Here is a 17,873-nt window from a genome sequence, read left to right as displayed (position 1 = left end):
GGAAAAATTTGTGCGGCGGCCGTCAGGCCGGCAAGACCACTTTGCCGCAAACGGCGCAGCCGGGGTCGCGCGCGACGCGCATGCTGCTCCATTCCATGTGCAGCCCGTCGAGCAGCAGCAGGCGCCCGGCCAAGGATTCGCCCGCGCCCATGATCAGTTTCAAGGCCTCGGCCGCCTGCATGGCGCCCACCACGCCCACCAGCGGCGCGAACACGCCCATGGTCGAGCACGCCTCGTCCGTGAACTGCTGCTCCTGTGGAAACAGGCAGGAATAGCAGGGCTGCGTGCCCGTGCGCGGGTCGAACACGCTCACTTGCCCGTCGAAACGGATCACGGCGCCCGACACCAGCGGCACCCTCGCGGCCACGCAGGCGCGGTTGACGGCGTGGCGCGTGGCGAAGTTGTCGGTGCAGTCGAGCACCACCGTGGCGGACAAGACCAGTTCGGCCAGGCGCGCGCCGTCCAGACGCTCCTGCAAGGCGATGATGGCAATCTCGGGGTTGATGCCGGTCAAGGTTTCGCGCGCCGACAGCACTTTCGGCTGGCCCACGCGGGCCGTCGTGTGGGCGATCTGGCGCTGCAGATTGGTCAGATCGACCGTGTCGTCATCGACCAGGGTCAGCTTGCCGACGCCGCTGGCGGCCAGGTACATGGCCGCGGGCGAACCGAGCCCGCCCGCGCCGATCACCAGCACATGCGCATCGAGCAAGGCTTGCTGGCCCTCGATGCCGATCTCGTCTAACAGGATGTGGCGCGAATAGCGCAGCAGTTGGGCATCGTTCATGGCGGCGACTACGGTTTGCGCACGGGAATCTTCTTGTCGTCCGCCTTGATGTCGGAAGCGATTTCCGGCTTGGCGCCGATCTTCTCCACCTTCGGGTCCACCTTGGCCAGCTGCACCGGCAAGCCCTGGAAGTGGTTCAGGGCTTGTTGCAGCTGGAAATCATCCTTGGCGCCGTATTCGAGCGGCTTGCGCTTTTTCGCCGTGGCGATCAGGCGCTGCTCTTCTTCCAGCTGATCCTGCATGCCTTCCATGGTCGGCTTGGCCGCTTCCGGCTTGCCATCGTCGCTGCTCAGGTGTTTTTCCAGGTCCGCCTCGCGCACGCGCAGGCTGTTCCAGCCGTCGCCTTCGGCCGTTTCATCGACCAGCAGGTCGGGCACGATGCCGCGCGCCTGGATGGCGCGGCCTTTCGGCGTGTAGTAGCGGGCCGTCGTCAGCTTGACGGCCGTGTCGGCCGTGATCTGGCGCAAGGTTTGCACGGAACCCTTGCCGAACGTTTGCGTGCCGATGACGGTGGCGCGCTGGTAATCCTGCAAGGCGCCGGCGACGATTTCCGAGGCGGACGCGGAACCGGCATTGACCAGCACCACCAGCGGCACGGTTTTCAGCGCGGCCGGCAGCTTGGCCAGCGGGTCGGCCTTGGCGCCCGGCGGCGCATAGAATTCGCGGCGGCCATAAAACACCTGTTTCGACTCGGGCAGCTGGCCCTTGGTGGAAACGATCACGGAGTTGCCCGGAAGAAACGCTGTCGCCACGCCGATGGCGCCCGGCACGACGCCGCCGGGATCGTTGCGCAAGTCCAGCACCAGGCCCTTGAGCTTGGGGTCTTGCGCATACAGCGCGTTGATCTTTTTGACCATGTCGTCCACGGTCGGTTCCTGGAACTGGGCGATGCGCAGCCAGGCATAGCCGGGCGCGACCATCTTGGCCTTCACGCTTTGCACGCGGATTTCCTCGCGCACGATGGGGAAGACCAGCGGCTTGCTTTCGCCCTTGCGCGACATCGTCAGCACCAGCTTGCTGCCAGGCTGGCCGCGCATCTTCTTGATGACGTCTTCCAGCTGCAAGCCTTTCAACGGGATATTGTCGAGACGGGTGATCAGGTCGCCCGCCAGGATGCCGGCCTTGGCGGCGGGGCTGTCCTCGATGGGCGAGACGACTTTCACGTAGCCGTCTTCCATGCTCACTTCGATGCCGATGCCGACAAACTTGCCCTGCACGCTTTCGCGCATTTCCTTGAAGGCATTTTTATCGAGGTAGACGGAATGCGGGTCCAGCGACGAGACCATGCCGGAAATGGCTTCCGTCAAGAGTTTCTTGTCTTCCACCTTCTCGACGTAATCGGTCTTGATCAGGCCGAAGACGTCGGACAGCTGGCGCAGCTCGTCGAGCGGCAGCGGGGCATTCGTGATTTTCTGCGCCACGGCCGGGTACTGCAGCGACATGCCGATGCCGGCCAGTACGCCCAGACCGATCAGGCCGATACTTTTGACTTTGATACCCATGAATTCTTCGCAATCTACAATTTCGCTGCCGCAGCAATGGTGGGAACTTAAAACTTCACCCAGGTGGCGGGGTCGAAGGCGCGGCCCTGATGACGCAGTTCAAAGTATAGCCCTGATTCCTCGTTGCCGCCGCTGTTGCCCGCGCTGGCAATGGCGTCGCCGCCCTTGACGGCATCGCCCACGCGTTTCAGCAGGGACTGGTTATTGCCATAAATACTCATGTACTGGCCGCCATGGTCGACGATGATCAAATTGCCGAAACCGCGCAGCCAGTCGGAAAACACGACCCGGCCGCCGGCGATGGCGTGGATTTCGCTGCCTTCGCCCGTGCGGATGAACACGCCCTTCCAGCTGGGGCCGTCACCGCGCTTGCTGCCGAAGCGGGCGGCGATCTTGCCCGCCACGGGCGCGCGCAGCTGCCCTTTCATGCTGGCAAAGGCGCCGGCCGGCGCGGCCGGGCCCAGGCTTGGGCGTTCCGGCTCCGGTTCCGGCTTCGGTTCGGGTTTCGGCGCCACCTTGGCCACTTGCGGCGGCTCGTCGTCGTCGATCGGCTCCAGCTTCACGGGCGGCGCTGGCGGCGTCTGCGGCTTGATCTTGCCCGATTTGTTTTGTTGCTCTTTCGCAATGCGTTCGCGTTCGGCCTGCGCCTGGGCGGCCTTGGCGCGCGCGGCCAGCAGGCGTTCGCGCTTTTCCGCCGCAATCCTGGCGTCGGCGGCGGCCTTGGCGGCGGCACGTTGTTCGGCCAGCAATTGCTGGCGTTTCTTTTCCGCCGCGGCGGCGGCGGCCTGCTCTTCGATCAGTTTCGCCAGCTTGTCGACCAGGTTGCCCATGCGCTGTTCGTCGCGCTCGACATTGCCCACTTCCTTGCGCTGCGCCACCAGGCGCTGCGACAAGCTCGTCAGCAAGGCGGCACGGCGCGCCTTCTCCTGCACCAGCAGGGCCTTCTGGTCGCGCTCTTCCTGCGCGATTTCTTCCAGCTCATCCTTGGCGTTCTGCACGTCCGCCTGGTTTTTCTCCACGGCAAGCAAGTTGGCGCGCAAGGCGTCGAGCAGGCGCGCCTGCGCCTGCGACACATAGGCCATCAATTGCAAGTCGCGGTTGATGCGGTTCGGATTGTCGCCCGACAAGAGCAGCTTGATGCGGTCTTCGTTGCCGGCGACATATTGTTCACGCAGCAACTTCGACAGCTGCGTCTTTTGTTTTTCGACGGTGGCCGTCAGTTGCTGGTGCTCTTGCCCCAGCGCATTGAGTTTCACGCCCGTCTCGCTTTGTTCCTGCGCCAGGTCGCGCAAGGCGCGGTTGGCGTTGGAAATGGCCTCTTCCGACTCGGCCAGGGTATCGGCCGCGTCATCCTTGGCGCTTTCCGTGCGGCTGATGTCGCGCTTGAGCGCCGTCAGCTTTTGTTGCAATCCAGCACGTTGTGCTTCCGCGGCCGCTTTCTGCTTGCTGCGTTCGGTGGGCTTGGCACCCTGTGCGGCACCGCTCGAGAAGAGCAGCGCTGCGCACAGCATGGCGCCGGCGCGCCACGCCGGCAGGGGTCGTTCAGCAGAGGGGGCGATCGCTGTGCCGCGGAAGAAAGACAACAAGTTACTTGGCCTTCCCTTGGTTCGCCACGGCAGCTTGCGCTGCCGCAATCGCTGCCGGGTCGCCCAGGTAGTAATGACGGATCGGTTTCAGGTCGGCGTCCAGTTCATACACGAGCGGCTGGCCGTTCGGGATGTTCAGGCCGACGATATCGCTGTCGCTGATGCCATCGAGCATCTTGATCAGCGCGCGCAGGCTGTTGCCGTGGGCCGAAATGATGATTTTCTTGCCGGCGCGGATGGCCGGGGCGATTTCCTCATCCCAGGCCGGCATCACGCGCGCCACGGTGTCTTTCAGGCATTCGGTCAGCGGAATCGACGCTTTCGGCAAGCCGGCATAGCGCGGATCGTTGTACGAGGCGCGGTCGTCGTTCGCTTCCAGCGGCGGCGGCGGCGTGTCGTAGCTGCGGCGCCACACCAGTACTTGCTCGTCGCCGTACTTGGCGGCCGTCTCGCCCTTGTCCAGGCCTTGCAGGGCGCCATAGTGGCGCTCGTTCAAGCGCCAGTCGTTCTTGATCGGCAAATACATCATGTCCATCTCGTCGAGCGCCAGCCACAGGGTGCGGATGGCGCGCTTCAGGACGGAAGTGTAGGCCACGTCGAACGTAAAACCTTCCTGCTTGAGGATCTGGCCGGCGGCCTTGGCTTCGTTGACGCCCTTTTCCGTCAGATCGACGTCGGTCCAGCCGGTGAAGCGGTTATCGAGGTTCCAGGTGGACTCGCCGTGACGCATGAAAACGATTTTGTACATAGTTCTATCTTCTCAAGGGGTTCAAATCAAAAAAGCAAAACGTAAAAAGACCTCGTCCAGCTTCTATTTTATAATGCGCGGATTGACTTAAACCATTGGACCCTACGTGAAATTCATTATCGACCACATTTTTCTGTTTGCCATCGTCATTATTTCCGGCGGCGCCCTCCTCTGGCCACTGCTGTCGATGCGCGGCAAGCGCGCGACCGTGCTGGAAGTCACGCAACTGATCAACCGTGGCAAGACCATCATCGTCGACGTGCGCAGCGCGGAAGAATTCGCCACGGGCCACTTGCCTGACGCAAAAAATATTCCGCTGCCGGAACTGGCAAAGCGCATGGGCGAGCTGGAAAAATTCAAAACGCGCCCCATTGTAGTGGTTTGCCAGAAAGGTTCGCGTTCGGCAACCGCCGTCGGCCTGCTGGGCAAAGCCGGTTTCGCTGAGGCAACAAGCCTGGAAGGCGGCCTCGACGAATGGAAAAAGCAGGGTTTGCCATTGAAAACCCTGTCGCTGGCGAAGTAAGCCGGCATTTAACTAGAAGGAATCATCATGACCGTCCCCGTAATTGTGTATAGCACCGCCGTGTGCCCGTATTGCGTGCGCGCCGAGCGCCTGTTGGAAGCCAAGGGCGTCGCCGTGCAAAAGATCCGCGTCGACCTCGCCCCGGAAGAGCGCATCAAGATGATGGAACGCACGGGCCGCCGCACGGTGCCGCAAATCTATGTGGGCGATACCCACGTGGGCGGATTCGACGATTTGTATGCGCTTGATCAAGCTGGCAAGCTGGACCCCTTGTTAAACGGCACGGCAGCCTGATATAAAGCGGGTTCGAGAAATTGCTTGGTTTTTTGTCGTATTGTTTTGATACAATTGCCCTCGCACCTGATCTGGCCGCGCCTACCCGGCGCGGTTTGAATACCGCAAGCACCATATTTGAACGGTGTGCCGTTCTTGTCCCTTACAACGAAAGCGTTCCATGTCTGACGAAAATCTGCAACCAGTCTTCCAAATCCAACGCGTCTACCTGAAAGACATGTCGCTGGAACAACCAAATTCCCCAGCTATTTTCCTGGAACAAGAAGCACCAGCGATCGAAGTCGCTCTGGACGTGGGCGCTGCGCCTCTGGCCGACGGCATCTTCGAAGCCACCGTGACCATCACCGTGACGGCCAAGGTCGGCGAAAAAGTCGCTTTCCTGGTTGAAGGCAAGCAAGCCGGTATCTTCGAAGCACGCAACATTCCTGCCGATCAACTCGATCCGCTGCTGGGAATCGGCTGCCCGAACATCATCTACCCTTACCTGCGCGCCAACATCGCCGACGTGATCACCCGTGCCGGCTTCCCGCCAGTGCACCTGGCCGAGATCAACTTCGAAGTGTTCTACCAACAACGTCTGCAAGCTATTGCTGACGCCGCTGCAGCAGCACCAGCAGCCAGCGAAACGCACTAAGCTCTTGCAAGACCCCGCCGGCCCCTTGGGGCTGGCCTGACACGGCGGCCTGGCCGCCGTGTTTCGTTAAGGTTCAAAAAATATCATGTTGAAAAGTGCGCTCTTGAGCAAGTTCCGCTGGATGGCCGGCGCCGTGCTGCTGCTGGCCACCGCCGCCAGCCACGCCGTCGATTTCAAGACGGTGGGCGCGACCCCCGTCATCCTGTATGACGCGCCGTCCTCCAAGGGCGGCAAGCTGTACGTGGCGCCACGCGGCATGCCGCTGGAAGTCGTGCTCAGCTATGGCGAATGGGTCAAGGTCCGCGACGCCAGCGGCGAAATGGCCTGGACGGAAGCCAAGGGCCTGTCGGCCAAGCGCAACGTCGTAGCGCGCGCCGCGAACCTCAAGGTTCGCGCCAGCCCCGACGACAACGCCTCCGCCATCATCCTCGTCGACAAGGGCGTGCTGCTGGAAATGAGCGAGCAACCGAGTTCCGGCTGGGTCAAGGTACGCCACAAGGATGGCCAGAACGGCTACGTCAAGACCAGCGAGGTGTGGGGTCTGTAAGCCCCGCCCTGCGCACCGGGCGACCGGCCCGGGCGCCGTACCCGTTTCTTCCGCCCCACTGAGGTTGCATGCAAGTTTCTCCAGATACATCTCCCGCCGCCAAGGCCCTGCCCCGCAAGATCACCATCCTCGGCGCAGGCGCCTGGGGCACGGCCGTGGCCATGGCCCTGGCCGGCCGCCACGACGTGCTGCTGTGGGGCCGCAATGGCGAAGCCATGGCCGCCATGGCCGCCAGCGGCGAAAACAGCTATTTACCGGGCTTCCCTTTGCCGCCGCAGCTGCGCATCGGCGCCGACTTCGACGCCGCCGTCGCGCATGCCAGCGGCGAACACGGCCTCCTGATCGCCGCCTGCCCCGTGGCGGGCCTGCGGCCCATGCTGCAGCAGCTGAAAGACAAGGCCATCGGCAACCTGGTGTGGCTATGCAAGGGGTTTGAAGGCGGCACGGGACTGCTGCCGCACCAGATCGTGCAGGAAGTGCTGGGCGACAATATCCCCGGCGGCGCCCTGTCCGGTCCCTCGTTCGCGCAGGAAGTGGCGCGCGGCTTGCCGTGCGCGCTGACCATCGCTTCGCACAGCGCGCCATTGCGCGGCGCCGTCGTCTCGGCCTTGCATGGCGGCACCATCCGCGTGTATGCGAGCGACGACCTGGTGGGTGTGGAAGTGGGCGGTGCCGTGAAGAACGTGCTGGCCATTGCCACCGGCGTGGCCGACGGCCTGGGCCTGGGCCTGAATGCGCGCGCCGCGCTGATCACGCGGGGCCTGGCGGAAATCACGCGCCTGGGCACGGCCCTGGGTGGCCAGACGGAAACGTTCATGGGCTTGACGGGCATGGGCGACTTGATTCTGACGTGCACGGGCGACCTGTCGCGCAACCGCCGCGTCGGCCTGGGCCTGGCGCAAGGCAAGGCGCTGGACACCATCGTGGCCGAACTCGGTCATGTGGCCGAAGGCGTGCCCTGCGCCAAGGCCGTGCGCGAACTGGCGCGCCGCATGGGCGTCGACATGCCGATCACCAACGCGGTGGCCGGCGTGCTGTTCGATGGGGATTTGCCGCACGTGATGGTGCAGCAGCTGCTGTCGCGCGATCCGCGCGCCGAGGCGGCCTGAGAATAAACCGGGTGGCGCCTAGCGCCCCGCCTTGTGCATGAGTATGGTCAGTAATAATAGACTGTCTTCGCGCGCTTCCAGCGCATGCGCCTGGCCGCCGAGCAGGTACAACATCTGCCCCGGCCCCAGCAAGTGCTCTCCGCCATGCGCCGTCACCGCCACCTGCCCTTGCAGGCACAGCAGGGTGATTTCACCGAGCACATGATGCTCGGGCATGGTCTTGCCCTTGGGCATGCACATGCGGATCAATTCCAGTTCGTCCGTCCTGGCCAGCGCGATGGCGGAAAACTGCGACAGGTCGTCGCCGTCCCTGCGCAGCACCTCGATCACCTGTCCTGAACTTGCGTGCTCCAGTGCCATCATGTGCTCCCTCAGCAATTACTCGGTGACTTCCTCCGGCTCTTTCGCGCCGCGCATCCACTCGACCAGCGGCCACGCATCCTTCAAGCCTTCCGCCAGGGTCGGCAGCAGTTTTTCCGGTTCATTCACGGGCAGCGGCACTTCGGTCCAGACAAAGAAGCTCTTCAGCTTGATGAATTCGATATGTTCGGCATCCGCCTCGAAGCCCTTGGGCGGGCGCTGCAGCTTGCCCTCGTTCTGGATGGTGCCGAAACGGGCCTTTAAACGCTTATTTTTCAGCACTTTGGAAAAACCTGGCGCGTCGTTGACCATGTGCTCGCGCAGCGCCTTCAGGCGGCCCGGCGGCGGCATGTATTCGCCGGCGCCGAACAGCAGCTTGCCCTGGCCATCGATCTGCAGATAATACGTGGGACCGCCCGCCTTGCTGGGGCGGCGCATGTCGTTCGGCGCGATGGCGGCCGAAAAGCGCGTTTTATAGGGACTCTTGTCGTGCGCGAAACGCACGTCGCGGTTGATGCGGAACAAGGCCTTCTTCGGATTGCAGTATTTCACGGCCGGATCGAACTTGCCGAGTTCAGCAATGAGTGCAGTCACCAGCGCCAGGAATTCCTCGCGCAGGATGTCGTAGCGGGGCTTGTTCATGACAAACCAGGGACGGTTGTTGTTGTCGCTCAGTTCACGTAAAAATTGGGTCAAATCACGCACATGCATGTGTCAAATTCCGATCAGCAACTATTTGGAAAGCTCTTTCGGGATGGGGCGCTTGCCCACCATCACGTCGAGTGCCGCTTCGCGATTCTTGCGCAGCACCGTCATTTTAGCTTTTTCGCCAGGCGGCAGTTGGGCGATCAGGTTGAGCATTTCCGTCGTGTCGCCGACAGGCTTGCCTTGCACCGTCAGCAGGATGTCGCCGGGCACGATGCCCGCCTTGTCGGCCGGGCCGTTGCGCACCACGCCGGCGATAATGGCGCCGCTGGTGCGCTGCAGGTTGAAGCTTTGCGCCAGTTCGGGCGTGATGTCCTGCGTTTCCACGCCGATCCAGCCGCGCACCACGTGGCCATCCTTGATGATGGCTTCCATCACCGTCTTGGCCGTCGAGACGGGAATGGCGAAGCCGATGCCGACGGAGCCGCCGCTTTGCGAATAAATCGCCGTATTGATGCCGATCAGATTGCCGCGCGTATCGACCAGGGCGCCGCCCGAATTGCCGAAGTTGATGGCCGCATCCGTCTGGATGAAGTTTTCAAAGCTGTTGATGTGCAGGTTGTTGCGGCCCAGGGCGGAAATGATGCCCATGGTCACCGTCTGGCCCACGCCGAACGGGTTGCCGATGGCCAGCACCACGTCGCCCACGCGCGCCAGTTCCGACTGGCCCAGCACGATGACGGGCAGCTTGTCGAGGTTGATCTTGATCACGGCCAGGTCCGTTTCCGGATCCAGGCCCACCACCTTGGCGGGCGCCTTGCGGCCATCGGTCAGCACCACTTCGATTTCGTCGGCGCCTTCGACCACGTGGTTGTTGGTCAGCACATAGCCCTCATGGCTGACGATGACGCCCGAGCCGAGGCTGTTTTTCAAGTCTTCGTCATCTTCGCCGTCCGGGTCGCGGTCGCCGAAGAAACGTTTAAAGAAGGGATCGCGCGCCAGCGGATGGGCGCCGCGCTTGGGCACTTGCAGGGTGAGGATGTTGACGACGGCGGGCATGGCGCGCGCCGCCGCGTCGCGGTAGGAACCGGGCGCCAGGCTGCTCGACGCCGTTTCCACCACGGGCACCGGCTTGGCGGGAGAGCCCAGCTGCTGTACCCGGCTGGCCGGGCGCAGCGCGCCGTACACAAAGTACAGCGCCAACGCGATGGTCACGGTTTGCGCAAACAATAACCAGAATCGTCGCATACAGTTCTCTGCCCAGGTCAGCCGGCCGGTGCCGGAACGGCTTATTTTGCCAGATTGTTGCTGTTGCGTGCGTTCTGCTGCAGGGAGTCACGGATTTCGCGCAGCAGCACGATGTCTTCCGGCGTGGCCGGTGCCGGGGCTGGCGCGACCGGTTCGCTGCGGCGGGCCTTGTTCATCAGGCGCACCATCTGGAAGATGATAAAGGCGAGAATGACGAAATTGAGCAGAATGGTCAGGAAGTTACCGTAGGCCAGCACGGCGCCCGCTTTTTTCGCTTCCACCAGGGTCATCGTCGTCGCCTGGCCATTCAGGGGCAGGTAGTAATTGGCGAAATCGAGGCCGCCGAAAATGCGGCCGATGGGCGGCATGATCACGTCTTGCACCAGGGAATCGACAATCTTGCCGAAGGCGCCACCGATAATGACACCGACCGCCAGATCGACGACGTTGCCCTTCATTGCAAATTCTTTAAATTCTTGCATCATTGCCATGAATTTCTCCTTCGGATATGTATAAAAAACATGCCGATCATACTATTGATTCCCAGTGCCACCAACTTGTGGTTGCTGGCGAGACCAATTCCGGCACAGCCGTGCGCATCTAGTTCGAAAGAACTAGCCACCTCCTGCAAAAGTATATAAATTATGGTACAAGCAACGTTTTTGTTTTATTCGTTGTTTGCTTCACTTATAATTTGCGGTTGCCAGAAGTGGCTTTTTCGCTTCCGGATAATCAACAAGAAACTGGCACGGGCTGCGCCATTGGCCGAAGTTCCGCAGGGATGTTGCCACTTTACCGTACAAAGATGCGGGTTGCGGCAATCAGTGGGAAAGAGCTTCGGCGACGGTTTTTCGCGGCTGCCACTCATAATAAAGATTCGCATTTTGACTGATTGGGGTTTGCATGAGTAACGAAAAGCAGGTCGATTCAGGCCGTCGCGGCTTGCTCGTCGCCACGTGCGCGGCGGGCAGTGTAGTTGGATTGGCAACCGCGGGAGCCTTGGTAAGCACCTTCCAGCCGTCGGAGCGCGCGAAAGCGGCTGGCGCGCCGGTCGAAGTAGACATCACCACCTTGCAACCCGGCGAAATGCGCACCGTCGAATGGCGCGGCAAGCCGGTCTGGATTCTGAAGCGCACGCCGGAAATGATCGCGTCCCTGAAAAAGACCGACGGCAAAGTCGCCGATGCCAATTCCCAACGCAATCCCGCCGAATTCACGCCGCCGTACTGCATGAACGAGGCGCGCTCGATCAAGCCTGAAATTCTCGTCGCCGTCGGCATCTGCACCCACCTCGGCTGCTCCCCTTCCTCGAAATTTGCCCCCGGCCCGCAACCGTCGCTGCCCGATGACTGGGAAGGCGGCTTCCTGTGCCCATGCCACGGCTCCACCTTCGACATGGCAGGCCGCGTGTTCAAGAACAAGCCAGCGCCGGACAACCTGCAAGTGCCGCGCCATATGTACCTGAGCGACACCAAATTGCTGATAGGTAAAGACGAGAAAGGCGAGGCTTGATCATGGCTGCTTTCAAAGAAACGAAATTTCCGGCAGACGCTCCCGCCGCCGAAAAAGCGCTGGGCTGGGTCGATGACCGCTTTCCCCTGACCAAGCTGTGGAACGACCAATGGGGCAAGTACTACGCCCCGAAAAACTTCAATTTCTGGTACATCTTCGGCTCGCTGGCCATGCTGGTGCTGGTCTTGCAGATCGTCACCGGCATCTTTCTGACCATGCACTACAAACCGGATGCGGCCCTGGCCTTCAATTCCGTCGAGTACATCATGCGCGAAGTGCCGTGGGGCTGGCTGGTGCGCTACATGCACTCGACGGGCGCCTCCGCCTTCTTCATCATCGTCTACCTGCACATGACGCGCGGCCTGCTGTACGGCTCCTACCGCAAGCCACGTGAACTGATCTGGCTGTTCGGTTTCGCCATCTTCCTGTGCCTGATGGCCGAAGCGTTCTTCGGCTACCTGTTGCCATGGGGCCAGATGTCGTACTGGGGCGCGCAAGTGATCGTCAACCTGTTCGGCGCCATCCCGTTCATCGGCCCTGACCTGTCGCTGTGGATCCGCGGCGACTATGTGGTGTCCGATGCGACCCTGAACCGCTTCTTCGCCTTCCACGTGATCGCCATCCCGCTGGTACTGCTGGGCTTGGTTGCAGCGCACTTGATCGCCCTGCATGAAGTGGGCTCCAGCAACCCGGACGGCATCGAAGTGAAGGAAAACCTGGGCGCCGATGGCCACCCCGTCGATTCGATCCCTTCGCATCCGTACTACACCGTGCACGACCTGTTCGGCGTCTCGATCTTCCTCGTCATTTTCAGCGCCGTCGTCTTCTTCGCGCCGGAAATGGGCGGTTATTTCCTGGAATACAACAATTTCCTGCCCGGCGATTCGCTGAAAACCCCGCTGCACATCGCGCCAACCTGGTACTTCACGCCGTTCTACTCGGTGCTGCGTGCCACCACGGCCGATTTCATGTACGTGCTGATGGGTGTCGTGGCCGCCTACGTGGCGTTCATCTGGCTCAAGTCGCGCCTGTCGACGACGGTCAAGTCCATCATCGCCGGCATCGCCATCGTCGCCATCATCGGCATGCTGCCGCAGGTGCTCGATGCGAAATTCTGGGGCGTGGTGTTCTTTGGCGGTTCCGTCGTGATCCTGGCGTTCCTGCCATGGCTCGACCATTCGCCCGTGAAATCGATCCGCTACCGTCCGACCTGGCACAAATATGTGTACGCCATCTTCGGCCTGTCGTTCCTGATCCTCGGCTACCTCGGGACCCAGGCGCCAACGGATACGAAAACCATCGTGTCGCAAGTGTGCACCCTGATTTACTTCAGCTTCTTCCTGCTGATGCCATGGTGGAGTGCCATGGGCAAGTTCAAGACCGTGCCGTCGCGTGTGACGTTTCACCCGCACTAAGCCGCTCTCACGCCACGCTCAAAGGACATACATCATATGAAGATTGCAAAAAAACTGCTCGCCATCCTGGCCTTCGTGCCTGCCATGGCTCTCGCCAGCGAAGGCGGCTTTCCGCTGGACAAGGCACCTGACCGCCAGACGAACATGGCAGCGCTGCAACATGGCGCCAAATTGTTCGTCAACTATTGCCTGAATTGCCACGCCGCCGTATCGATGCGCTACAACCGCCTGCGCGACCTGGGCTTGACGGAAGACCAGATCAAGCAGAATCTGTTGTTCTCCGGCGATAAAGTCGGCGACTTGATGACGACCAGCCTGGCACCGCAGGACGCCAAGGCCTTCTTTGGCGTCGTACCGCCGGATTTGTCGGTAATTTCGCGCGCGAAATCATCTTCCGCTGGCACTGGCGGCGACTACCTGTATACTTACCTGCGTACGTTCTATAAAGACGACACTCGTCCGACCGGCTGGAACAACATGGTCGTGCCGAATGTTGCCATGCCGCATGTATTATGGGAATTGCAAGGTGTCCAGACTGCCAAGTTCGTGGAAGAGAATGATCCGCACGAAGCTGGCAAGAAGATCCACAAATTTGCCGGCTTCGAGCAGGTCAAGCCAGGTACGTTGAACAAGATCGAGTACGACAATGCGGTAGCCGACCTGGTCGGCTACATGGAGTGGATGGCCGAACCGGCACAGCAGACACGCAAGCGCCTGGGCGTTTGGGTACTGCTGTTCCTGTCGGTCTTTGCTCTGCTGGCATGGCGCCTTAACGCGTCGTTCTGGAAGGAAGTCAAATAAGTGAGGCGCCGGCCATAGGCCGGTTTATGCCTGTTTCTGCGTTGTCCGCATGAGTGGACAAGCGACCTGGGGTGAGCCGTTCGCGGCTTCACCCCCTTTGTTTCTAAGGAACTATAAAAAATGATGGTTCTCTATTCGGGTACAACCTGCCCATTTTCGCAACGCTGCCGCCTGGTCCTGTTTGAAAAAGGCATGGACTTCGAAGTGCGCGACGTCGACCTGTTCAACAAACCGGAAGACATTTCGACCATGAATCCGTACGGCCAGGTGCCTATCCTGGTCGAACGCGAACTGATCCTGTATGAATCGAACATCATCAACGAGTACATCGATGAGCGCTTCCCGCATCCGCAACTGATGCCGGCCGATCCGCTGATGCGTGCCCGCGCGCGCCTGATGCTGTTCAATTTCGAAAAAGAACTGTTCGTGCACGTGCACGTGCTGGAAAGCGAACGCGCCAAGAGCAACGACAAGGCCCACGACAAGGCACGCGCCGAAATCCGCGACCGCCTGACGACCCTGGCGCCGCTGTTCCTGAAAAACAAGTACATGCTGGGCGACGAATTCTCGATGCTCGACGTGGCTGTCGCGCCGCTGCTGTGGCGCCTGGACCACTACGGCATCGAACTGTCGAAGACGGCTGCACCGCTGATGAAATACGCCGAACGCATCTTCTCGCGTCCTGCGTATATCGAAGCACTCACTCCTTCGGAAAAAGTGATGCGCCGCTAAAAGATATCCCCATAAAGCTGCTGCGCAACCCGCTCTCGACTTGGCGTTACTCGCCGTACGCATGTACGGCTGCGTTACTCAAGCCGATATCGGGCTTGCTCGCGACGCTTTCTGGGGCATCTTGGGCCAACTGATTCTTTGTTCTTTTATCGAATGAGTTGTCCCATCGTTTCATTGAATTACCGGTGCGCCCGCCATTTGTTGCCGGCGGCGCTCCCGCCTTACAGTGCCTATCATGTCTGAAATCTCAACCAAACCTTATATGCTGCGCGCCATCTACGAATGGTGCACCGACAGCGGCTACACGCCTTATCTCGCGGTCAAAGTCGATTCGCGCACCACGGTACCGATGGAATACGTGAAAAAGGGCGAAATCGTGCTCAACATCAGCTTCGGCGCCACCAGCGGCCTGAAGATGGACAACGACGCCATCCGCTTCCACGCCCGCTTTGGCGGCGTCTCGCGCGAAATCTATGTGCCGGTCGACAACGTAATGGCCATCTACGCCAACGAAAACGGCCAGGGCATGGCCTTCGAGCCCGTGCTGGGCAACGATGACCCCGACGCGCAACCGACGGACAGCCCCGCCTCGGCCGACGTCCCGCCGCCCGTGCTCGCCCCCGCCAGCAGCGCTCCGACCCTGTCGTCCGTACCGGCCAGCTCCCCCGAACAACGCGACAACGCCACGCCCGGCGACGACGAGCCACCAAAAAAAGGCGGCCGCCCGACCCTGACACGCATTAAATAGCGTATAATTCGCAACGCGCAGTTTTTGCCGACTTAGCTCATTTGGTAGAGCAGTTGATTTGTAATCATCAGGTGGCCAGTTCGAAACCGGCAGTCGGCACCAATAAATTCAAAGACTTAGCCCAGCCTTAATAGGCTGGGCTTTTTCTTTATGCCGCTCATGTAGGCAGTATGTCGGTTTTCGGGTCTCGCTTAGCGCATTAGCAACATACAAAAGCGAAGTTAGCTCATTTGCATTAAATATGGATGCTTTCTTTTGGGAAAGTGTTACGCTATCGATATCATAGATTGCAGATGAGAGCCCCATGTCAGCCGTATTGAAAACCGCTCCTACCGTCTCTAGAGTCAGCAGTACAGACGACAGATCATTGCGTGAGAAATTTGCCAGCCGACAATCAGACGAGCTAATCATCGCCTTTGCTGGACCCATGGGATGTGGTATCAGCTCCTTAATTGATAGCATGAGTGAGCGCTTGAAGGAGCGGGGGTATACTGATGTCGTTCACATAAAACTTAGCAAGTTTCTTGATGAGGCGATTTCAAATAAGTTAGTTTCAGAATGGAAACCTGAAACAACTTCTTCTGCAAAACGCTCACGGTACCGGCGACTGCAAGAAGCTGGTAGGGATCTCCGTGTTAAAAGCAAAAATCCCGCAATCCTTGCGGAATACGCCGTTAAAGAAATCGCTGTCGATCGAACCCGCCGCGCCCTCGAAAAATCGGAGGTTGTAGGAGATGGGCCGATTGTTCCCGGCCGAGTAGCTTATCTAATTGACCAAGTTAAGCGCCCGGAAGAAGTGGCACTTCTTAGAACGGTCTATCGCAATCTGTTCTTCCTGGCAGGAGTGACGCGCATCTACGCTTCGCGCGCTATCGCCCTTGAAGGGGAGTTTGTTAATTCCAGTGAAGTTGTCGCCTTGATGGAAATTGACAGGTCGGAAGGTGGCAAGAATGGTCAGCAGTTGGACAAGACTCTTCACCTGTCAGACTACTTCATTCGCAATGATGCAACTACGATTGACGAAAAGAAACGCAAAGTAAATCGCTTTCTTGATTTGGTACATGGCGACAAAAGTGTGACGCCAACCGACTCCGAACACGGCATGTATTCGGCCTATTGCGCCAGCTTGCGGTCTGCGTGTTTATCCCGGCAAGTGGGAGCTGCAATTGCTACACAAACAGGCGAAGTCATTGCGACTGGCTGCAATGACGTTCCGAAATCTGGCGGAGGTCTCTATACCTCCTCATACAGCGGCGCCGACATGCGTTGCGTTCACCGCGATGGTCAAGTCTGCTTCAATGACTCCCATAAGCGGCATCTGCAGGATGAAATTGGCGCTATCTTAGATGCAGCGCTGCTAGGTTTGACGGACCGCCCTGTTAGTCTTCCTGCAGTTGACCGCAGCAACCTTCTTGACTCAATTTATAGCAATACTCGCTTGAAAGACCTTATTGAGTTTTCTAGGTCAGTCCATGCGGAAATGGATGCCATTGTTTCGCTCGCTCGGATTGGCGGCGCTGGAATTCAAGGAGCGACTCTATATACAACTACCTTTCCCTGCCATAGCTGCGCGCGCCACATTGTGGCATCCGGCATTGCAAGAGTGTTCTATGTCGAGCCCTACGAAAAAAGTCTTGCGAAGGAATTACACTCCGACGCCATTGCGTTTGAAATTGAACCCACAATGGATGCTTCGCCTAAGAAAGTAGAATTCCTGCATTTTGAAGGCGTTGCCCCACGGCAATTTCACAACATGTTTAAAGCACAATCACGAAAAAATGATGCAGGGAAATTTGTTCCCATAAAGGTGCAGGAAGCTGACAAAGTCATGCCAGAATATTTAGATAATTATCAAGATTTTGAGTCTAAGGCGGTTGAGCATCTGGTAGAGCAGATAGCCAAACTAGAAGCTGATTCGATTGACAAATTAAACGCGATAAGACAAGATGAAGCAGCTAAGAAGGAGGGAGAGTGATGTCAACAACTCGTGAGGTACCCTGTCAGCTGGTCCTTAACTTTGATGCACCTGCTGCGTCTATTTCGCGCGGGAATGCTGAGGTATCCAATGTGGTTAAGGTTTTTTTTGGTCCAAGGCTCAATCCGCCGGTAGCGAAACCAGAATGCGACCACCAAGCTATAGTTAAGCAAGTCCTGTTGAACGCCAAGATGTTGTCCTGGTGAAAGGTTGCTTAAAAAGCTACTATCAGTGGGTTCTTTAGGCTTTAACATTTGACGATCCTCAAAATATTTGCCCTTGATACTGCATACATTCTGGACAATGCGCTGACGTTCTCACCAGCAACGTATTTAGCGATGATATCTGCTCGCTGCTCAGCAGTGGTCTTCGACGGCCGACCAAGTGTCTTGCCTTCACTCTTGGCGCGGGGCAAGCCCGACTGAGTTCGCTCAACATGTAAATCACGCTCCATTTCGGCGACGGCCGCAAGCATGGTCAACATCATCTTGCCGGCTGGGGAAGCTAGGTCCAACTTGCCAAGCTGCAGAACAATGACAACGATTTTCCACGCTACCAGCAGCTTGACCGTAGCGCCGACGTCCTGCGCGTCGCGGCCCAAGCGGTCCACCTTCGATACTACTAAATTTCCCCCATTGCGAATCTGAGCAAACAACGCCGTAAACTGCGAGCGCTGGCTGGCGCTGGTCTTACCGCTAATGGTATCGACA

Annotated in this window: 20 protein-coding genes and 1 tRNA gene; 12 read left to right on the top strand and 9 right to left on the bottom strand. The window is 59.3% G+C overall.

Translation table 11 applies throughout. The features are described from left to right. Positions 1 to 22: 22 nt before the first annotated feature. The 4 genes from AC1RJW_RS07730 to gpmA all read right to left on the bottom strand — a co-directional run bounded on the left by AC1RJW_RS07730 (position 23) and on the right by gpmA (position 4,620). Complete coding sequence (locus AC1RJW_RS07730) at positions 23 to 784, bottom strand: HesA/MoeB/ThiF family protein (RefSeq protein ID WP_493044465.1); 762 nt, start codon at positions 782 to 784, stop codon at positions 23 to 25. An 8-nt stretch (positions 785 to 792) separates the two neighbouring features. Continuing rightward, a complete protein-coding gene (locus AC1RJW_RS07725; protein ID WP_326457735.1) occupies positions 793 to 2,286 on the bottom strand; it encodes a S41 family peptidase in 1,494 nt (497 codons plus the stop codon). A 47-nt stretch (positions 2,287 to 2,333) separates the two neighbouring features. After that, entirely contained in the window at positions 2,334 to 3,797 is a 1,464-nt protein-coding gene (locus tag AC1RJW_RS07720) for a murein hydrolase activator EnvC family protein (protein ID WP_493044715.1), read from the bottom strand. A 76-nt stretch (positions 3,798 to 3,873) separates the two neighbouring features. Then, positions 3,874 to 4,620 carry a 2,3-diphosphoglycerate-dependent phosphoglycerate mutase gene (gene gpmA / locus AC1RJW_RS07715; protein ID WP_070220895.1) on the bottom strand — a complete coding sequence of 249 codons (747 nt, stop codon included), beginning with the start codon at positions 4,618 to 4,620 and terminating at the stop codon, positions 3,874 to 3,876. A gap of 106 nt (positions 4,621 to 4,726) precedes the next feature. On the opposite strand from gpmA, the gene AC1RJW_RS07710 reads away from it, so the two are divergent. From AC1RJW_RS07710 to AC1RJW_RS07690, 5 genes are all read left to right on the top strand, one after another. Further along, positions 4,727 to 5,143: a rhodanese-like domain-containing protein gene (locus tag AC1RJW_RS07710; protein WP_070220898.1), complete on the top strand. Its 417-nt coding sequence runs from the start codon at positions 4,727 to 4,729 to the stop codon at positions 5,141 to 5,143. 27 nt (positions 5,144 to 5,170) lie between these two features. Further along, positions 5,171 to 5,437, top strand: a complete 267-nt coding sequence (gene grxC, locus AC1RJW_RS07705) for a glutaredoxin 3 (protein ID WP_493044464.1) — start codon at positions 5,171 to 5,173, stop codon at positions 5,435 to 5,437. Positions 5,438 to 5,597: 160 nt separating this feature from the next. Continuing rightward, the gene (gene secB, locus AC1RJW_RS07700; protein WP_034783580.1) at positions 5,598 to 6,071 is read left to right on the top strand and encodes a protein-export chaperone SecB; all 474 of its coding nucleotides are present in this window, start codon (positions 5,598 to 5,600) and stop codon (positions 6,069 to 6,071) included. Positions 6,072 to 6,156: 85 nt separating this feature from the next. Next, positions 6,157 to 6,618: an SH3 domain-containing protein gene (locus tag AC1RJW_RS07695; protein WP_493044463.1), complete on the top strand. Its 462-nt coding sequence runs from the start codon at positions 6,157 to 6,159 to the stop codon at positions 6,616 to 6,618. Positions 6,619 to 6,686: 68 nt separating this feature from the next. Then, positions 6,687 to 7,727, top strand: a complete 1,041-nt coding sequence (locus tag AC1RJW_RS07690) for an NAD(P)H-dependent glycerol-3-phosphate dehydrogenase (protein ID WP_493044462.1) — start codon at positions 6,687 to 6,689, stop codon at positions 7,725 to 7,727. Between the two features lie 18 nt (positions 7,728 to 7,745). On the opposite strand, the gene AC1RJW_RS07685 is transcribed toward AC1RJW_RS07690, so the two are convergent. Genes AC1RJW_RS07685 through mscL form a run of 4 tightly spaced genes read right to left on the bottom strand, consistent with a single transcriptional unit; the run spans position 7,746 to position 10,471 of the window. After that, on the bottom strand, positions 7,746 to 8,090 hold the full coding sequence (locus AC1RJW_RS07685; RefSeq protein WP_227742087.1) for a cupin domain-containing protein: 345 nt from the start codon (positions 8,088 to 8,090) through the stop codon (positions 7,746 to 7,748). Positions 8,091 to 8,105: 15 nt separating this feature from the next. Further along, complete coding sequence (locus AC1RJW_RS07680) at positions 8,106 to 8,798, bottom strand: DUF2461 domain-containing protein (protein WP_493044461.1); 693 nt, start codon at positions 8,796 to 8,798, stop codon at positions 8,106 to 8,108. 21 nt (positions 8,799 to 8,819) lie between these two features. Then, on the bottom strand, positions 8,820 to 9,980 hold the full coding sequence (locus AC1RJW_RS07675; protein ID WP_071650259.1) for a Do family serine endopeptidase: 1,161 nt from the start codon (positions 9,978 to 9,980) through the stop codon (positions 8,820 to 8,822). Between the two features lie 41 nt (positions 9,981 to 10,021). Continuing rightward, on the bottom strand, positions 10,022 to 10,471 hold the full coding sequence (mscL, locus tag AC1RJW_RS07670; RefSeq protein WP_489629201.1) for a large conductance mechanosensitive channel protein MscL: 450 nt from the start codon (positions 10,469 to 10,471) through the stop codon (positions 10,022 to 10,024). Between the two features lie 412 nt (positions 10,472 to 10,883). On the opposite strand from mscL, the gene petA reads away from it, so the two are divergent. The 7 genes from petA to AC1RJW_RS07635 all read left to right on the top strand — a co-directional run bounded on the left by petA (position 10,884) and on the right by AC1RJW_RS07635 (position 17,163). After that, positions 10,884 to 11,492, top strand: coding sequence for a ubiquinol-cytochrome c reductase iron-sulfur subunit (petA, locus tag AC1RJW_RS07665; protein WP_086139939.1), 609 nt, complete (start codon positions 10,884 to 10,886; stop codon positions 11,490 to 11,492). A gap of 2 nt (positions 11,493 to 11,494) precedes the next feature. Further along, entirely contained in the window at positions 11,495 to 12,907 is a 1,413-nt protein-coding gene (locus tag AC1RJW_RS07660) for a cytochrome b (protein ID WP_493044460.1), read from the top strand. Positions 12,908 to 12,943: 36 nt separating this feature from the next. Beyond that, the gene (locus tag AC1RJW_RS07655) at positions 12,944 to 13,708 is read left to right on the top strand and encodes a cytochrome c1 (RefSeq protein WP_152254125.1); all 765 of its coding nucleotides are present in this window, start codon (positions 12,944 to 12,946) and stop codon (positions 13,706 to 13,708) included. 120 nt (positions 13,709 to 13,828) lie between these two features. Further along, positions 13,829 to 14,440 (top strand): glutathione S-transferase N-terminal domain-containing protein, encoded by a 612-nt coding sequence (locus tag AC1RJW_RS07650; RefSeq protein WP_010394154.1) that lies wholly within the window; start codon positions 13,829 to 13,831, stop codon positions 14,438 to 14,440. 235 nt (positions 14,441 to 14,675) lie between these two features. Then, the gene (locus AC1RJW_RS07645) at positions 14,676 to 15,188 is read left to right on the top strand and encodes a ClpXP protease specificity-enhancing factor (RefSeq protein WP_086147887.1); all 513 of its coding nucleotides are present in this window, start codon (positions 14,676 to 14,678) and stop codon (positions 15,186 to 15,188) included. 26 nt (positions 15,189 to 15,214) lie between these two features. Further along, positions 15,215 to 15,290 (top strand) — tRNA-Thr (locus AC1RJW_RS07640). 202 nt (positions 15,291 to 15,492) lie between these two features. Next, positions 15,493 to 17,163, top strand: coding sequence for an anti-phage dCTP deaminase (locus AC1RJW_RS07635; protein WP_493044459.1), 1,671 nt, complete (start codon positions 15,493 to 15,495; stop codon positions 17,161 to 17,163). Positions 17,164 to 17,410: 247 nt separating this feature from the next. On the opposite strand, the gene AC1RJW_RS07630 is transcribed toward AC1RJW_RS07635, so the two are convergent. Beyond that, entirely contained in the window at positions 17,411 to 17,863 is a 453-nt protein-coding gene (locus tag AC1RJW_RS07630; RefSeq protein WP_493044714.1) for a recombinase family protein, read from the bottom strand. Positions 17,864 to 17,873: the final 10 nt, after the last annotated feature.

This window comes from Janthinobacterium sp. GW822-FHT07A03, from assembly GCF_058798815.1.
The sequence above is the reverse complement of the archived record's forward strand: the minus strand, read 5'-3'. Positions and strand labels throughout refer to the sequence as shown.

Bases quoted from the DNA above. Each gene is read 5' to 3' on its own strand.
- AC1RJW_RS07685 (WP_227742087.1), bottom strand. From the start codon at position 8,090: ATGATGGCACTGGAGCACGCAAGTTCAGGACAGGTGATCGAGGTGCTG.
- gpmA (WP_070220895.1), bottom strand. From the start codon at position 4,620: ATGTACAAAATCGTTTTCATGCGTCACGGCGAGTCCACCTGGAACCTC.
- AC1RJW_RS07655 (WP_152254125.1), top strand. From the start codon at position 12,944: ATGAAGATTGCAAAAAAACTGCTCGCCATCCTGGCCTTCGTGCCTGCC.
- AC1RJW_RS07680 (WP_493044461.1), bottom strand. From the start codon at position 8,798: ATGCATGTGCGTGATTTGACCCAATTTTTACGTGAACTGAGCGACAAC.
- AC1RJW_RS07645 (WP_086147887.1), top strand. From the start codon at position 14,676: ATGTCTGAAATCTCAACCAAACCTTATATGCTGCGCGCCATCTACGAA.
- AC1RJW_RS07695 (WP_493044463.1), top strand. From the start codon at position 6,157: ATGTTGAAAAGTGCGCTCTTGAGCAAGTTCCGCTGGATGGCCGGCGCC.
- AC1RJW_RS07675 (WP_071650259.1), bottom strand. From the start codon at position 9,980: ATGCGACGATTCTGGTTATTGTTTGCGCAAACCGTGACCATCGCGTTG.
- AC1RJW_RS07635 (WP_493044459.1), top strand. From the start codon at position 15,493: ATGTCAGCCGTATTGAAAACCGCTCCTACCGTCTCTAGAGTCAGCAGT.
- AC1RJW_RS07720 (WP_493044715.1), bottom strand. From the start codon at position 3,797: ATGCTGTGCGCAGCGCTGCTCTTCTCGAGCGGTGCCGCACAGGGTGCC.
- AC1RJW_RS07660 (WP_493044460.1), top strand. From the start codon at position 11,495: ATGGCTGCTTTCAAAGAAACGAAATTTCCGGCAGACGCTCCCGCCGCC.
- AC1RJW_RS07650 (WP_010394154.1), top strand. From the start codon at position 13,829: ATGATGGTTCTCTATTCGGGTACAACCTGCCCATTTTCGCAACGCTGC.
- grxC (WP_493044464.1), top strand. From the start codon at position 5,171: ATGACCGTCCCCGTAATTGTGTATAGCACCGCCGTGTGCCCGTATTGC.
- AC1RJW_RS07730 (WP_493044465.1), bottom strand. From the start codon at position 784: ATGAACGATGCCCAACTGCTGCGCTATTCGCGCCACATCCTGTTAGAC.
- mscL (WP_489629201.1), bottom strand. From the start codon at position 10,471: ATGGCAATGATGCAAGAATTTAAAGAATTTGCAATGAAGGGCAACGTC.
- AC1RJW_RS07690 (WP_493044462.1), top strand. From the start codon at position 6,687: ATGCAAGTTTCTCCAGATACATCTCCCGCCGCCAAGGCCCTGCCCCGC.
- AC1RJW_RS07725 (WP_326457735.1), bottom strand. From the start codon at position 2,286: ATGGGTATCAAAGTCAAAAGTATCGGCCTGATCGGTCTGGGCGTACTG.
- petA (WP_086139939.1), top strand. From the start codon at position 10,884: ATGAGTAACGAAAAGCAGGTCGATTCAGGCCGTCGCGGCTTGCTCGTC.
- secB (WP_034783580.1), top strand. From the start codon at position 5,598: ATGTCTGACGAAAATCTGCAACCAGTCTTCCAAATCCAACGCGTCTAC.